Genomic DNA, 17,865 nt, shown 5'->3' with positions numbered 1-17,865 from the left:
CAAAACTGGAGCGGAATGTTTTTTTTTACAGCATATTAGGTATCACAGGTTACATTATCCCAATCCTGATCCATATAGTTTATAAGCCAGTTTAAAGCATATTGCCTCTCATATACAATTCCCGGATTAATGCTTTCCATTTGTCTTCCGTTAATTCTTTCGTCAACACAAGCCCAATTATAACGGTAATATAAATCTGCAGCATCTAAAATTTCACTTTTTGTTCGCGTTTCATTTATCGAATTAATAAAATCAAAAGGATCTTTATCTTTTCCTACAGGATAATCCTCAGAATTGATATTTTCTAAATTGCAGAATTCATTTGGGAAATCCAATTTTTCAACTTTATTCAAAGCCCACATCAAAGTCCAGATACCTTCACATTTCCAGCTTTCATAAGCCTTTTTATCATCTGTTGGATCAGCCAGGAATTCTTTTTCACCTTCGGTAGTAACATCCCATAATTTGTAATTTTGCAGGTAATCAATCGCTTCTTCAGGAGAAATGCTATTAAAGGCAACTAAATTTGTTACAGCTAAAACACTAACTCTTTCTGCAATTTCTTTGGGTGTTCTAAGTATAGTTTCATTTTCAGACTCAACACAAGGCAAATGTTTATTGATTTTTATGTTTTCTTTTTCAAGGATTTTTTCGCTGTTCGCTTTTCTTTGTATTTGGTCTTCCTCTAATTCGGTTTGGTCATCATCAAAATATTCAGAATTGATACTTACTCCCAAATCATCAATTTCACAATTTCCATCAGTATCAATTATCAAATTTAAATCCTTATCTAAAAAATGCTGCGTTTCAGACTTGCTGATAATAGTCTTAGGCTGTACAAATAAAACAGCATCAAACTCCTTCGCAATGTCTGCAATTATGCTATTCAATTCTTTAATTTCTCCTTTATCCTGACTGATAGAAAACTCAGAATTCAGCGTTAGTATTTTATGAAGAAATAAATTTTTAACTTTTTCATTTACAGTTGGCAATGAATTTACAAAGCCATATAATCCTTTGAGATTAGCTGTTAAATCAGAATCATCAATTTCAGGAATTTTATAAGAAGGAACAGCTCTTTCTCTGTAGAATATTGTAATTTTCTTTGACGGACTTAAGATTCCGCCTTTAACTTCAAATTCAAGGTTTTCACCGTTATTAGAAAAAACTCCTTTAGGTTCATAAGAAAGAAATATTTCTTTAATCTTTTCCAGTCCTAAATGATGGGAATAAATTGTACAAATCATTTTATGGCTTTTATATTATTATGCTGGCTAATATAAGTTTTATTCTACAAAAGATGCAAACATAATTTTAAGATGACGCAAAATATTTAATAAATGTTTCTATTAAAAAACAATGCGTTTTTTGCTTTGATTCTTTTCTGAATATTCGTAGTTACATGATTTTTAATATCTTATTTTTCATGATCCCTAAGGATATTCAAATCCAAATTCAAACTTTTCTAATTTATCGTTCCATAATTTATAACTTGCATAATAAACAGGCATACCGCTATTTTTTAACAATTTTGCTTTAGTATCATTTGGCAGTTCAATCCTGTAATAAAGTTCCATATACCCTTTTGTGCTATCTATTGCAGCATAACATTTTCCAAGTTTTTGAATAATATCGTTTTTATTCATTCCAAGTTTTATGCCTTTACCTGTTTTGAAATTAGCTTCCTTAATTTGACGATAATTATAACTCAGCTTACTGGAAGTCTCAACTTTAAAAATTGAAATTTGATACTTTGCATCACCGGGATGCTGTATTAACGTTAGAGTTTCACGTTCAAGATTTGAATATAAATAATACTCTCCCGATTCATTTATTTTATCTTTCTCTCCAATAATCATTTTTGCACTTTCAGAATCCCGAATATCGATTCCGTTAACAGAAATATCAGGTTCATCTAAAATGCAATTTGATTTTTTAAGTTTTAACAATGCTTCATATTTTAACCGTTCTTCTTTATCAGGTTCAGGAACTAAATCTGTTCTGGTATTTTTTGCTAAACTTCTATTATCAGCGTTATTACAGTTTACAAAAAGCAAAACAAAAAATATAAAATATAAAATTTTTCTCATTATCAATCTTTTCTTATTTATGGGGAAGTTAAAAAAAAGAACGTATTAAAAAATTCACATTACAAAAAAAACTCCATTATTTCTAATGGAGTTTTATAAGTCTTATAATATTTAATTTACTTTAATTTCAACTGACGAAATTGGAATTCCATTTCCTGTCGTAGCCTTTAACTGAATTTTTTCTTTCTTCCCATTCGACTGAATAATTGCAATACATTTTCCATTAAACAATTTACAAGAATTAGCTTTAAAAGAATCTAGATTAGCTTGATAACCATTATCAACTCCAACTAGTTTTCCACCGCCAGTTACTTCAAAATTGATTAAATCCATTGCGTTTGGAAGTAAATTCCCATCTTTGTCAGTCATCGAAACGGTTACATAAACCAAATCATAAGTATCATTTTTGATTGCAGTTTTGTCTGCTTTTAAATCAATTTTAGAAGCTTCTCCTGCAGTATGGATTTCCTTTTCTAAAACCACTTTTCCGTTCTTTCTCGAAATGGCTTTTATTGTTCCCGGTTCAAATTTCACTTTCCATGAAATATGCAAATCATCATTTTGTTTTGCTTTTTTTCCAAGTGATTTTCCGTTTAAGAATAATTCTACTTCATCAGCATTATTATAATACGCCCAAACTTCTACTTCCTGATCTTTTTTCCAGTTCCAATGTGGTAAAATATGCAGAACCGTTTTATTCGACCACTCGCTTTGGTACATATAATACACATCTTTTGGAAGTCCGGCTAAATCAACAATTCCGAAATACGAACTTCTTGCAGGATACGGATATGGATCAGGTTCACCTATATAATCAAAACCTGTCCAGATAAAAGTTCCCGCCATGAAATCCTGTTTTTTGATTGTTTTCCAGTTCTCTTCATGCGTTGCGCCCCAATATGATTTCACTTGATCGTAAGCCGAAACCGTCCAATCTGCATTGCCATCAAACGGCGCACCGTGTTTGGTTGGCCACGCTTTAATTCCGTCAGGAAAATCATAATGTCCGCGCGTTTCTAAAGCCGAAACACTTTCTGAAGCCAATATTTTTTGTCCTTTAAAACGTTCCGGAAAATCTTTATAATCTTCGTGCTTGTAATTAAATCCTAAAAGGTCCAAAGCTCCCGATTGGTAAATAAAATTTTTCTCTATTATGTTTTCGGTCAAAGCCGAAGTTACGGGACGTGATATATCTAATGATTTTACAATTTTCGCTAATTCTCTGGTAATCGAAATTCCAGTAGAATCAAACTGTTCTCTGATTTCGTTACCAATACTCCACATCATTACCGATGGATGATTACGATCTCTTTTGATAAAATCTTCTAAATCTTGTTTGTGCCACGCATCCCAATCTTTATGGTAATCGTTGGTTACTTTTTTCTTTTTCCAAACATCAAAAGCTTCGTCCTGAACGATGAATCCCATTTCGTCGCACAATTGCATCATTTCCAAAGAATGCGGATTATGAGACATTCTGATGGCGTTTGCTCCCATTTCTTTCATCAACGTTAGCTTTCTTCTAACCGCATGAATATTTTCTACCGCACCCAAAGCACCATTATCGTGATGCAGACAAACTCCGTAAATTTTTGTTGGAACTCCATTTAATGAAAATCCTTTTTCGGAATCAAAATTGAAATATCTAAATCCAAGAGGAGTTTCATAATTATCTACCAATTTCGATTTCTCGTAAACTTTAGTAATAACTTTATACAAATACGGATTTTCTGTACTCCACAATTTCGGCTGTTTAACTTCTAAATCATGAACCTTTTTTTCTGATGTTTTAGCACCAATTTTTTCTGTTGAAGTAAAATTTACTACTTCCTTATTTTCTGCATTTACAATCGAAGTAACCAGTTTAAACTCTTTTGCCGATGCATTATCATTATCAATCGTAACTTCTACATGTATTTTTGATTTTGTTGCCGAAACTTCTGGGGTCGTAACATAAGTTCCCCATTTTCCAACATGAAGTTTTTCACTTGCAACCAAACGCACATTTCTATAAATCCCAGAACCCGTGTACCATCTAGAATTCGGCTGTGCATCGTTATCGACTTTTACGGCAATCGTATTCGATTTCCCGAAGTTCAAATACTGCGTTAAATCATAACCAAAAGAGATATAACCATTCGGGCGAACTCCTAATGATTTTCCATTAATGAAAACTTCGCTGTTTTTAAAAACACCATCAAATTCAATTGAAACCGTTTTGTTTTTCCAATTTGCAGGAACAGTAAACACTTTGCGATACCAGCCTTTTCCGGCAGGTAAAAATCCTTGTGCTTGTTTCGTTTTACTGTCTTTATCAAAAGTACCTTCAATACTCCAATCGTGTGGTAATTGAAGCGTTCTCCAATCTGATGCATTATAATCAGCTTTAACTGCTTCGGTATAATCACCTAATTTGAAGTTCCAATTTTTATTGAAGTCTTCGACAATTCTAGCTTGTTTTTGCGCAAAAATGGATACCGAAAACAATAACGCAATTGTAATTTTTTGAAATATGTTTTTATGCTTAATCATAAATATGTTTTTTATTCTAATTTTTTTTTGACACCGTTTTGTCTGGCTTAGCGAAGTCGAAGCCCGCGCAAACCAAATCGCCAATCTTTGTCGAGTTTCGAGTGTGATCCTTCGTTCCTCAGGATGACAAACTCAACGTGATATTAATTGTCTGCACTTTGCGTGGGCTTCGACTTCGCTCAGCCTGACAAACCAAATAAACCTTTGTCCCTTTGCTTCTCTGAACCTTTGCACCTCAAAAAAACCTATTGAAACTCAAAATTATCCAACATTAATCCCTTCAAATCATCACCTTCTAGCGTTATTTTATACGTTCCTGCATTAATATAACCGCCTGAAGTAGTATTTAAAACCTTCCATTTTTCTGGTGAAGGGAAAAACTCAATCGTATCATTTCGCATTAAAATTCCGTACGCATCTTCCATTTTGAATTTCACCTTTAACGGAGTTTCATTTCTATTCATAAAACGGAAACGCATTAAATAAATTCCGGCAACTCCGGGTTTTACTTCAAACTCAATGCTGTTATTTGTCTTTTTAGTGAATTCAATATAATCGGCTTTTTTGAAATTTCCTTTTTCAATTCCCGTTCCAGTTGTTTTTGTCTTTTCTGCTTCGATAATTACGACTGGTCTGGAATCGTCTTTTTCGCCCATATCGTAAGTTGGAACAACGGCAATTGTAGAAATCGTTTCAGCATTATCAAAAAGAACTTTCTCGCCCTTATTAATTTTTTTAGTGAAAACATCAAATGAAATTCCGTTGCTGTTTTTCGCTTTTTCTTCTATTTTTTTATAATCTGAAAACCCTTTTAATACTTTCGATTTATCATCAAGTAAAATATAAACAGTCGATTCTTCTTTAGCGGTAAACGAACCTTTATTTTTAGAATGAGATGAAAACTGTAAATAATCTGCTCCAAAAATTTCCGAAGGCAATTCGGTAAAAACAACATCAGAATCTGAATATTGGTTGGAATTAATATCCAGCCATGAAGCTACTTTGTTGGTTTTATCATAAGAATCTAAAACCAGATTTTGAATGTTTTTTGGAGATTCTGATGCTGGTCTTGCGTGAATATCCTTTGTCGCAATTGCAATTGCCGAAATAATAGCCTGCGAAGCTTTTACATTCGGGAACGAAATAACTATTTTTCCATTTGTGCTTTTTACTTTGAATGTTTTCTTCAAAGCGTTGTCATGTCCAGATTCTGCCCAAATATCGAAATCTTTTAAAACAACATTTTCATTGATGGCAACATCAAACAAACGCCAGCCTTTGCAGTCTAAACCTCCGCCAGTTCCGTACCAAGGCTCTGTGAAATACAATTCTACCAAATATTCTCCGTCAGATGCAGGAAATTCATAACGTAATTTATCAACGCCGTATCTAAAACTTTGAAATAATTCCGAATCTTTTGTTCCGTTTATCGGGTCGAAAGTGGTTCTTTGACTGGCGAAAAAATCTGGAAGTTTTTCAAAATTATCGGTCCATGATAATGAACCCCAAGTGTTTTGTCCGTTTTTATGTGTATCGGTAAACCATGTATTTCCAGCAGAATCTGTCAATTCTGAACCTCCGCAATTGACTCTATAAATATAATTGTAACCGCTTTTTGCTTTTGTAACATCTGATTTATCAGTTATTAAAGCATCTAAATTTGGTGCTTTTGGCAGATTATTTAAAACGATATAATCTTTGGCAACCGCTTTTCCGTTTACATATCCAACGGCATACAAAACATTGTAATGAATATTAACATTGTTAAACTGGAAATGCTGTCCGATTCCTGGATTTTTTAATTTTCCTAAAGAAGATTTATTAACATCGTTGAACAATTCTACTTCATCACAATTCGAATAAATATCGATTCCGTTTTTGATTCCCGCTGTTTCCCAACGGCTTGGCCAAGTGTGCGAAACGATATAAACCATCGGATTGGTTTTGTTTGAAACATAATTCGCGCGATACATATAAAACGCATCCAAAGGTTCTCCCCAAATGGTAAAAAGTCCTTTGTAGTTTACTGGTCCAACTTTATCGATATCTCTAAAACCTTCTCCATTCTGCACTCTTCCCGGATTTTCGTGCGAAGCAAAAAGCCAGTTGAATTGTCCCGCAATTTTATCACGAACCGATTCGGCTTCACGGACTTTAATTTCCATTAATTGAGAAAAACGGTTTTCGCTTAAAGTTCCTTTTTGATCAAACTCACCTTCCGTATGTAAATCGGCTGAACGCCATGCGCCGTATTCTCCGTTTAAAAGCTGAGTGGTCATTTCTAAATGATATTTCAACGGATCTCCGCCATATGTTCCAGACCAGTTTTGAACGACATTCCAATCTGTTCCTTCTCCGCCATTACAAGTCGTTACAATGCGTTGTGAAGCTGATAACGGATCCATTTCACGAATAATTTGCGTACATTCTTCTGCAAATTCTTTTGGAATGGTACTTTCATTCTGCAATCCCCACATGACAACTGATGGACTGTTTCTGCGTTCCTTAATCCATTCTCGTAAAAGAGTTTTGAAGTTTTCTTTAAACTCAGGCGTATCGTACCAAATATGTGCCGAAAACTGGCTCCAAAACAAGATTCCGTTTTCATCTAATTCTTTTTGATATAATAAATTATGAGGCTGATGTGCTTCTCTAAAAGCATTAAATCCGCCTGCTTTGATCTGTTCGATTCGGGAATGAATCATTTCGTCTGAAAACGAATGACTTTTTCCAATTAAATGTTCGTATTCGCAGACGCCATTTATAAAAACAGGTTCGTCATTAATGAAAAAACGATTGTCTTTTCCATCACGGCTAACCGGCCAGCTTACCCAGCGAATTCCATAAGACGTTGCTAACTGATCGATTATTTTTCCGTTTTCGTAAACTGAAGTCACCAATTTATACAAATACGGATTCGATGGCGACCATAATTTCGGATTCCGAATCTCAGGAAGTGTCTGTGCTATTTCTTTTGTTTCTCCCGAATTGATTTTGTTGTCGCTTTTTATAATAACAACTTTCTTTCCTGAAGCATCAAAAAGAATGTTTTCAATAATTAAATTTCGTTGTGAAGTACCGTAATTCTTGATTTCTGTAGTAGTATGAAGAATCGCTTTTTGTTTGGAAACTGATTTATCATTCCAGATATGAACACCGAAAGGCTGAATTCTCACATCATTTGTAATTACCAAAGAAACTGGTCTGAAAATTCCCATTGGCTGAGAACCTTCTGAAAATCCCCATTCTCCAGAACAGCCACCGCAAACCCAAGGTAAATCGGCAATAAAAGAAGGATGTGAAGCTTTTACTAAAATGATATTTTCTTTGTCGAAAGAAACAGCTTTAGAGATATCTAAAGTAAAGGTCGTTCTCCCGCCTTTGTGTTCGCCTACTTTTTTACCATTTACCCAAACCGTTGCATACGAACTTACACCTTCGAAATAAAGAAAATGCCGTTTTGAACGGTCTTTTTTATCCAGTTTAAGCGTTTTTTTGTACCAAGCAGTACCATGCAGATTTCCATGTTTTGTTCTTCTGAAACCATAATAATGATCCCAATTGTGAGGTATGCTAACCTTCTGCCAATTGGAATCAGTTTCTGGAAGGTCTACAAACCTGTCTTCTTGTGCAGGAAGATTTTCCAAGATTACGGTTTCCCAAGACGAATTCAGCGAGATTTCTTTACGAAACTTCCCTGAATCTTTGCTTTGACTCCAAACAAAACAAAGACTTGAAAAAAAACAAAAAATAAAAAAAACTATTCTATTCATATTTTCTTATTAAACCATATAAGTAATATAAGGTTATTAAAGTTTTTATTTAACTCGCTTTTGTCATTTCGACCGAAGGGAGAAATCACACTAGAAACTCCTCATAGTTATTCCCAATCTTTGTCGAATCCCGCGTGTGATTTCTCGTTCCTCGAAATGACAAACTGTACGGAGCTTCTTGCGGAGATCCCTCGTTCCTCGGGATACAAGATTGTGTTTATACTTTGCTTATAAACCTGACCGGTTTTCAAAACCCGTCAGGTTTAACTTTACGTTTATTCGCGTGAGGGATTGAGGCGGTATCTCCCGATTTAGAAAAACAAGGCTTTTTAGCCGTAGTTTTTGTTAATCGGGAATATAGCCGAAAGCCAGACCCGGAGGGACACGCCCACACGAGCGATAGCGAACTGACGCAGTAAATTATTCTTAATAAAACAACCAGTCAATAGCTGCTTTTTCTCCTGCATCAATATACCCAACATCACGTGGCGTTATGGTTTGATCTGCTTCGATAAAACCTAAAATTAACACTTTTCCTTTTCCTAAATCTAATTTATTGTCGCCCGGCTGGAACGTATACGTGTGAATGTTTACACGTGGTAAATCTTTCAAATTCATCGCACTTGCCAGAATCACTTCGGCTTGACCGTGCGCATTTCCTGCTGCATCGGTTTCTAAACTTGGCGGTAATAAAAATCTTTTTTGATCAGAATTGAAATAACCAACCACTAATTTAACCGCTTTAGTATTTCTAAACTTCAAATGTGTTCCTTTTTCATTTTGATCGTTTTCTACAAATGAAAAACCTTTTAGATTTTGAAGTTCAGGAGCAATTTTAGTTAACTCAGAAATATCAGTTCCGTACACTTTTGTTCCGGTTTTCACTAAATATGTTCCCGGTTTTTCGTCAATGAAAGTTACTTCGGCTGGTTTCCAAGGTTTTCCTTCTTTGGTTTCAATTTTACCGTTTTTTGAGGCTTTTAACTTCTCTAAATTTCTTTTAAAATTAGCCAACTCGCGCTCATAATGTGGCAATAATTCAGCCCAAGTTTTGTTGTTTCCATCGTCTCCCCCAATTGGAATTCTACGTTGAGCGGTCTGCATACTATTCGCATAGTAATAGGTATCTTTCGTTAAGTTTACCAATAATTCGTAATGCTCGATGCTTTTCTCTAAATGAGGCATCGCTTTGTCTAAATCGGTAATATCGTTTGAATAACTGTATCTTAAAACCAATAAAGCTGCTTTTACTTTTTCTGAGAAGAAATCGGCGAAAGCTTTGTACGCATGCATATCATTTTTAAGACGTGCAAATTCTTCTTTGTCTTTGGTTATGCTGGCTTCGGCTTTATCAATGGCTTCAACAGCCAATCTTCCGTGTTCTGTTATTTCAGAAATTATCTGTGTTGGAAGTTCGCCCGAATGTGGTTCTTTATTCCATTCTTTTTTAGCATATTCTAAAAGCAATTCGCCCGCAGGTCCGCACGATTCGTGAAATCCCGGATAAACACGCCACTTCGACGGATTTACCAATTGGCTTTCGAACATTCCTAATAATAAGGTTTGACGGTTTCCTTCTGTGATTCCGAAACGTCTTAATGTTTTTGGTGCAATTTCTCCAGTTTCTTCATAAGCTTTTAAAATGTTATTTGCTGCTTCTTGACTAGTTCCGAATTTCGCAGCTAAATCTTTATCCCAATATTTAACCTCTTCATTACGATCTCTTTTACTGTCCCAAGCATATCTTGCCCAAGCTTTGTACCAAATCCAATCACGATCCATTTCTAATAAACGTTCTCCTGTTTTGGTTTTATCTGCCGAGTAAGGCCAATCCCAATACGATGCCTGCGGATATAAATGTAATGCATTAGCACCGTGAACGCTGTGCATTGCTTTTACCGTTTTCTGTATAAAATCTGGTGAACCGTATCTAAAAGGTTCTAAGTTCGCTAGAATATGTACGTTCTCAATATGAATCGATTTAAGAGAACTTAACTGTTTATGTGTTTCTCCCCAAGGTCCGCCCGGTGTATAAGTCGTTAAAGATTCTCCAGTGTATTTACTTTCTGTGTAAAGGTTTTTGTATAACGGAAGTGATTTTTCCATAACCAAAGGTCCGTCTGTATCGTGAGAACGCAAAATAATTGGCGGTTCTTCTGTTTTTCCTAATGCTTGTAAACCATCGCGCACGCCCGGAATAATAGTTTTGGTAAACCATTCTACGTCATCATCAACGGTATTGATGGCTTCTCCTAAACAAACCATTAATCCAACATTTGGATATTTTTCGATGAAAGCAGCAATAGATTTTCTGGTATAATCTGAAAGCAATGGTGTAATTGGACGCGAACGATCTTGTGTTTTAATGTTGTAATGCTCAGCAAATGGCTTAGAAACAATAATATTATAAAACATCTGAATTACCCAGATTCCTCGTTTGTTAGCTTCTACAGTCAGAAATTTGTAGATTTCTTCGTTCTTCTTAAAATCTTCATCGCTGACTTCTACCGCAAATGGATATTCTTTTAGTTTTACTAAAGATGCAAAAGGGTGTCCGTTCCATAAATATAGGGAGTTCATGCGGTTTTCTACCAGCATGTCCAAATACTTAATCCATAAAGCTTTATCGTAAAACCAAGGAAAAGTTTCTGGTGTATACGGATATTCGTAAACATCACGTCCAGGAAGATAAACCGGTTTCTGCATTCCGATACAAGCACCTCTTAGTACCATTTCTGGACTGTCGTCAATATTCAAATTTGAAGGAAGCTGACCCGAATTTTTAATACGATCTGCCAATTCTAATGCACCGTATAAAACACCTGAAGCATCTGTTCCTTCAATATAAATGATGTTTTTTTGAGTACGGATTTGAAAACCTTCTTTCTTTGTTAATTTACTGTCATCTATTTTAGCGCTTTTAGCATTTTGTTTCCAAAAATCAGTTCCTTTTTCTCCAATAACAATTACTTTATCTTTTGAATTTTTGAATTTATCTGCAGAAGTTACTTTGAATCCTTTTGCTGAAAGGGTTTCTGATAATTTGGCTGCTCCAAATTTTGCTCTAGGCGAACTTGGATCACTCACAACTGTGATGTTCTGCGCTGTCGCGAAAGAGACGTAAAAACATAAAAAAAGTAATTGTAAATATTTCATGGTATGCTATTTTTTTGGTATTCTTTTAAAAATAATCTGCTCGATCTGCTTATATCTATAAAAATCTGCGTGAAATTTTTTGCACGCAGATTAGGCAGATTTAAGCAGATTTTCTTTTGATATTTTTTGATAAAGATTAAAAGATTTATATAGATTGAAAAATCATTTTAATCATTTTAATCCTTTTAATCTGTGGCTATAAATTAATTCTGGAAAATCTTTTTCAAATACGCCACATTAGCACCGTAATTGGCTTTTACATTATGTACTTGTGTCACGTCGCGAGAACGTTCTACAATAAGCCATCCGCTCCATTTCATTTCGTCCAAAGTTTGTTTGATTTTTGGCATATCGATCGCTTTGTCATTTTCTAACCAAAACTGATCCGTATTTGAAGCGTGAATCTGCGCCAAATGTTTCTTTCCTAAGATTTTCAATTCTGATGAAATATCTCTTTTATTATCTAAAGCATTCGCAAAATTGAAAGAGCTTTTAATGTATTTTGAACCCACTTCGTCTAAAAGTTTTTTCTCTTCTGTAGCACTCAAAGAAGTTTCAATTGCGATAAATCCGCCAATTTTACCTACTTCTTTTCCTGCCCATTGCAGTCTTTTAATTACTTCTGGACGTAATTCTGGATTTTTAACCAAATCGGTTTGTGTTCCTAATGGAAGATAGGCAACTTTTACATTCATATCTTTCATGGCTTTGATACAATCAGCGATCATAGGTGTGATTTCTCTTGTGGCAAAAGACTGCGCGTAAAAACCCGACATCGCAATAGAACTGATTCCAACTCCAGTTTCTTTTGATTTATCTAAAAACTTTTGTCTCTCAATTGGATCGCCTAATTTACTGTCAAAAGTTGGTCGGTTTCCTAAACCTCCCATATCCAGTTCGATTCCGTCCGCTTTTAATTCAGCAGCTAAACCAAAAGCGCCTAATTTTTGTCTTTTTAAGATCATCCAGTCGCAAACTGCAACTTTATATTTTTGCTTTTTATTGGAAGACTGAGCCGTTGCACAGCTGTTGAATGTTGTCGACATAACAACAAGCATTGCAATAAATAAATGTTTTTTAGATTTCATGCTTTATATTTTTTTGCCACAGATTATAAAGATTAAATGGATTAAAAAAAATCTGCTCGATCTGCTATCCCGATAGCTATCGGGAGCGTGAAAAAAATTTAACTCTCGCAGAATAAGCAGATTTTGGAGATTAAATTGAAAAAATCATTTTAATCCTTTTAATCTGTGTCTCTATATCTTTTGCCACGAATTGCACGAATTTTCACGAATTAGTATTTAAAAAAATTTGTGGAAATTACTGAAATTCGTGGCGAACTTTTCTTTATTCTTCTTCAGCTTTTACCGCTGTTACCACTTTTCCTTCGTCGCCCGGCCAGATACCGTTTTTGATTGGAAGCGCAACCAGTTTACTTGGGTCCACTTTTACGTATTTCAGTTTTTCTCTTCTCCAAGTATAAACGATATGCACCATTCCGTCTGAACCTTGAATCATCGATGGATAAGAATATTGGCTGATTTTTGAATCTTCTAAAACCAAAGCAGCGTTCCAGTGAATTCCGTCTTTAGAAACCGAAACATTCAAAGGTGTTCTTGGTCCTTTTGCTTCTTTTCCTGGAGGAAGAACGTGATTGTAAACTAACAAATGTCTTCCATCTTTTAAAGTTACAGCATCGGTTCCTGAGTTGTTATTCGGAAGTCCGATTAACTCTACATCTGACCAAGTTTTTCCGTTGTCTTTTGAAAATGTGCTGAAAATAGCTCTATTTCTAGTTCTTCCAATGGCTTGAATACTTCCATCTTTATGAAATAAAATACTTGGCTGAATCGCATTGATTTTTTGTTTTCCTCTTGGAAGCGTATCGCCCATTACCCAAGTTTTCCCGAAATCTGGAGTAGATTCCATACGAAGTCTCCAACCGTCGCCTTCGATACTTGACGGACATAATAATGTTCCGTTGCTTAATAAAACTGGTTTATTTTTGATTGGCCCTAAGAAACCATCAGGCATTTTTTGAGCCTCAGACCATGTTTTTCCGCCATCAGATGAAGTTCTTATTACACCCCACCATTCAGATGGTTTTGGTCCTATTTTGTAGAATAACATTAAATCGCCTCCTGGAATTTGATATAAAACCGGATTCCAAGTTGGCAATCTCGGTCCTTCTTTCATGACACCGTCGGCAACTTTTACACCTTCGTTCCAAGTATCGCTTCCTTTAGGTTTAATGGCTACGTAAATGCAAACATCAGGATGTCTTTCGTGAGTCCCTCCAAACCATGAGGCAACTAAATCACCATTTGTAGCTTCGACGATTGTAACGGCATGACAAGACGGATAAGGTGCTTTATCGTAAATAAATTGATCTACTAAAATTCCTTCTTTCCAAGTCTTTTTCTCTAAAGCCGATTTACAACTTCCTAAAAGGAAAAGTCCAAACAAGACAAATGCTAATTTTGTTATCTTCATTCTTAATTAAATTATGAATTATTTTTTCTGACTATAAATACATACCTAACATTTTTTTAGGTAAAAATATTTAATAAGTGTAAAAATAACACGAAAAAATTAACAATGTATCCTGTACTGTCCCGAATTAGCAAAAATGCAGATTATTTAACATTTATCGCAAAATTTCATGACCACTGAGTCATAACTATTTGATTTTTTTTAAAAGAACAAGCAAAAATAGTCTTATCCAACTTTTGTTGTTGATTGAAATAAACGAAACATATTATCAATGTAATTTCTTACAATAAATTATAAGTTTTGAGTGTATTCTTTTAAATTTGCATTAAAAACAAACATTATATATTTTATAATTAGTCAAATAATAAATGGAAAAATTTGAGTTAGAAAAAAATATCTGGACGGAGAGTGACTTTGAGCAAATGGGATGGCATGATTGCTACATACATGCATTTGCCATTGATTCTGATGCTTATGATGACTTCATAAAAAGCGATTTACTTTTGGATATAGACTATATTTTTAAATGGGTTCTAACGGAAGACAAGTCTCATTATTGCTTTTGGGTCGCACCATGCACCCTGATTTTTACAGAGGTTACCGATTTAAAAATTCAGTACGGCTCTGGAACTAGTTTTTTACCCGAACTTGAAATAAGTCATATCTCGCGCGAAGAAAAAATCTATGAAAATGGATATAAAAGCTGGCACTGGCAAATAGAACTTGTTGGAAACAGTTTCATAAGCTTTGACAGCACAGGATATAAACAAATCATAAAACGTACACCTTCTTATACGAATAGACAGGCTTTTAATCGAATAGACAGAGGAGGAATAAATTTTGACTGTACACCCGTAACAAATTGATTTTAGCGGTTAATATCAATTTGTAGTACTATCATCATTTTATATTTAAAACATAAGTACCAGAAGGTAAAGTTAGAACTGTGCTATTATCTTCTACCTTATAAGTCCCTGAAAATTGAGCCAACTTTTGTTTGTTTACAGTAACTGATGAAGCATTGGCAGTTGGTAAATAAACAATAGCAGAAGTATTTGCAGGAACAGTAATATTCCAAACCAATCCTTTTTTATCTTTTTTCCAATCACTTTTAATCGTTCCGTAAATCGATTCGTATGAAGCATTTACATAAGTCAATCCGGCATTAAAATCTGGTTTCATAATAATTTGCTTGAAACCTGGAGTTTCAGGATTACTTTTAATACCTGCCATATTTTCGTAATACCAAATTAGTAAATCACCTAAAAGCATGACGTGATTTTGCGAATTCATAGCTGGATCAGCCGTGTTTCCGTTCCAAAGTTCCCAAATGGTTGTTGCGCCGTTTTCGACCATATAACCCCAACTTGGATACGTTTTGTTTGAGGCTAATTTGAAAGCCAAATCGCCACGACCGAAATTGGTCAAGGTTCTCATCAAAAACTGAGTTCCGATAACACCAGTGCTGACATGACCGTTTTTTGTTACTTCTACTTCATGCACTAAATTTTCGAAAACTTTTTGCTGTAATTCCGACGGAACCATTCCGAAAGTCAAAGGCAGTAAATTGGCTGTTACGGTATTATTGGCGTAATTGTTTTTGGCTGAATTAAAATATTTAGCATTAAATGCTTTTTTGATTCTTACAGCTAATTCGTCATAATGTTTAATGTCATTTTGTGCATTGGCAATTACTGCAAATTTCTTCATGATATTTAAAAGCTGATAATAAAAAGCACTCGAAATCAATTCGCCGTCTGTTAAACGAGAAGGATCTTTTGAACGAATTAATTCCAACGATTCAGGTGGAACACACCAATCACCATATTTATCTTTGGTCATAATATCATCAACCAGATAATTTTCTTCCATATAATCCATCCATTTTTTCATCGACGGATATTGTTTTTCCACTACTTTTTTATCTCCAAACTGCTGATACAGCATATCGGCAACTGTAATATAAGTTCCCGGCCAAGTCACATTATCGCCGTAATAACGCCAAAAAGCTGGTGCAACATCTGGAATTCCGCCATCGATAGTTTGTGAGTTTTTAATATCATCTAACCATTTGGCATATAAAGTCTGATTATCAAACAAAAAACTTTCGCCGTAAGCTCCCGTTGTTCTGTCTCCCAACCAAGGCTGACGCTCATTTCTCTGCGGACAATCGATTGGCATTCCTTTATAATTCCCGCTGATTCCCCACCACGCATTTTTGAAAATCTGATTCATTATTGGGTTTGAAGAATCAAAAGTTCCCGTTGTAGCGATATCATCGTAAACCACTTTTCCAACGAAATTCTCTAAACTTGGTTTGATTTTAAATCCTGAAATTTCAACAAATCGAAATCCGTGAAATATAAAACGAGGTTCCCAAACTTCTTCGCCTTCACCTTTCAATGTATAAATATCAGTCGTTTTCGCATCACGGAGATTAGCAATATACAATGAACCATCTGGTTGTAAAGATTCTGCAAATTTCATCGTGATTTTCTCACCCGCATTTCCTTTCACTTTCAATTGTAACCAGCCTACCATATTTTGCCCCATATCCAAGATATAAGTTCCTTTTGGTGTCTGTTTGATTGAAATGGGTTTTACTTCACGTTTAATCTTCATATTCGCCGACATCTGTCCTTCGTAGAATCCGCCCGGTTCCTGCACATATTCTGCCGAAAGCCATTTTTTATCATTAAAATTAATGGTATTCCAGCCTTTCATTTCTTTACGCGCATCGTATTCTTCGCCGTCATATTCGTTGTTGGATAAGATTGGACCGTCAGTTGTAATTTTCCAAGTATCGTCTGTACGAATAACTTCTTTACTTCCATCTGTATATTCTACAAACAACTGCAAAGCCATTTTCGGGTAACCAAAAGTTTTGATTTTATAAGGTTTATAATCCTGACGCATGGTAAAAAAACGTCCGTTTCCTAAAATCGTTCCCAATGCATTTTTTCCTTCTTGTAATTGTGAAGTCACATCAAAAACATTGTATTTTACATTCTTCGTATAATCCGTAGGAACGGGAGCTAAAACCTGATCGCCAATTTTATTTCCGTTAATGTATAACTCGTACAATCCCATTCCCATAATATAAACCTTGGCACTTTTGACTTTCTTTTTTAAGTCGATTTCTTTTCTTAGATATCTCGCTGATAATCGAGAATACTGCGAAATACTATCTCCCGGAGACGTTTTTTCATAACCAATCCAACGTGTTGATTTCCAATCGGCATAAGTCAAAATTCCGATGCTGAAATGCGCTGTTTCTGTAGATTTCACTTCGTCTTTATTGGTAAAAACTGTTACTTTCCAGTAAACATCTTGTCGGTCTTTTAGCTTTTTTCCGTTATAAATTACATTTACAGATTCATCACTTTGTACTTTTCCGCTGTCCCATAAATCTGCGTTTCTTGCATTTAGTTTTTCTAAAGATGAAGAAGCTGTGATTTGATAAGCTGTTTGTTTTACATCATTTACGCTTGCTTCAATTTTCCAGCTCAATCTTGGCTGTAAAACGTCAATTCCTTCTGGATTCGTCAGCATTTCGCATTTTAAATCACTCACAATGATTTTGTTTTGGGCTTCCGCCGAAATTGTGAAAAGTGAAATGATTAGTGTTAGATGTAAAAAAAACTTTTTCATGATGTTATTTTATTGCCTTTGCGATGATTTTTGTTTCACGCAGATTTGGCAGATTTAAGCAGATGTTCACAGATTTTTATTATCATTTTACAGATTAGATTATACATCAAAAAAATCTATTTTAATCTGCTAAAATCTGTTTAAAATCTGCGTGAAAAATTCTGCGT

The 17,865-nt window shown here is 34.9% G+C and carries 9 protein-coding genes; 1 reads left to right on the top strand and 8 read right to left on the bottom strand.

What is annotated here, in order from left to right:
* Nucleotides 1–35: 35 nt before the first annotated feature.
* From L1276_RS17495 to L1276_RS17465, 7 genes are all read right to left on the bottom strand, one after another.
* A complete protein-coding gene (locus L1276_RS17495) occupies nt 36–1,247 on the bottom strand; it encodes a DUF4272 domain-containing protein (RefSeq protein ID WP_253790050.1) in 1,212 nt (403 codons plus the stop codon).
* 186 nt (nt 1,248–1,433) lie between these two features.
* Nucleotides 1,434–2,090 (bottom strand): hypothetical protein, encoded by a 657-nt coding sequence (locus L1276_RS17490; RefSeq protein ID WP_253790048.1) that lies wholly within the window; start codon nt 2,088–2,090, stop codon nt 1,434–1,436.
* 111 nt (nt 2,091–2,201) lie between these two features.
* Nucleotides 2,202–4,622, bottom strand: coding sequence for a sugar-binding domain-containing protein (locus tag L1276_RS17485; protein ID WP_253790046.1), 2,421 nt, complete (start codon nt 4,620–4,622; stop codon nt 2,202–2,204).
* 245 nt (nt 4,623–4,867) lie between these two features.
* Complete coding sequence (locus tag L1276_RS17480; RefSeq protein WP_253790044.1) at nt 4,868–8,395, bottom strand: malectin domain-containing carbohydrate-binding protein; 3,528 nt, start codon at nt 8,393–8,395, stop codon at nt 4,868–4,870.
* A 426-nt stretch (nt 8,396–8,821) separates the two neighbouring features.
* On the bottom strand, nt 8,822–11,551 hold the full coding sequence (locus L1276_RS17475; RefSeq protein WP_253790042.1) for a glycoside hydrolase family 20 zincin-like fold domain-containing protein: 2,730 nt from the start codon (nt 11,549–11,551) through the stop codon (nt 8,822–8,824).
* Between the two features lie 203 nt (nt 11,552–11,754).
* Nucleotides 11,755–12,639 (bottom strand): sugar phosphate isomerase/epimerase, encoded by an 885-nt coding sequence (locus L1276_RS17470; RefSeq protein WP_253790040.1) that lies wholly within the window; start codon nt 12,637–12,639, stop codon nt 11,755–11,757.
* 262 nt (nt 12,640–12,901) lie between these two features.
* Nucleotides 12,902–14,047 carry an exo-alpha-sialidase gene (locus L1276_RS17465; RefSeq protein WP_253790039.1) on the bottom strand — a complete coding sequence of 382 codons (1,146 nt, stop codon included), beginning with the start codon at nt 14,045–14,047 and terminating at the stop codon, nt 12,902–12,904.
* Between the two features lie 368 nt (nt 14,048–14,415).
* Here L1276_RS17465 and L1276_RS17460 point away from each other — a divergent pair, with 368 nt between their 5' ends.
* A complete protein-coding gene (locus tag L1276_RS17460) occupies nt 14,416–14,913 on the top strand; it encodes a hypothetical protein (protein WP_253790037.1) in 498 nt (165 codons plus the stop codon).
* A 34-nt stretch (nt 14,914–14,947) separates the two neighbouring features.
* Here the strand turns inward: L1276_RS17460 and L1276_RS17455 are convergent, their stop codons facing one another.
* The gene (locus L1276_RS17455) at nt 14,948–17,698 is read right to left on the bottom strand and encodes a glycoside hydrolase family 78 protein (protein WP_253790035.1); all 2,751 of its coding nucleotides are present in this window, start codon (nt 17,696–17,698) and stop codon (nt 14,948–14,950) included.
* Nucleotides 17,699–17,865: the final 167 nt, after the last annotated feature.

The sequence above is a fragment of the Flavobacterium sp. HSC-32F16 genome, assembly GCF_024171645.1.
In the GTDB taxonomy this organism is placed as follows: Bacteria; Bacteroidota; Bacteroidia; order Flavobacteriales; family Flavobacteriaceae; genus Flavobacterium.
The sequence above is the reverse complement of the archived record's forward strand: the minus strand, read 5'-3'. Positions and strand labels throughout refer to the sequence as shown.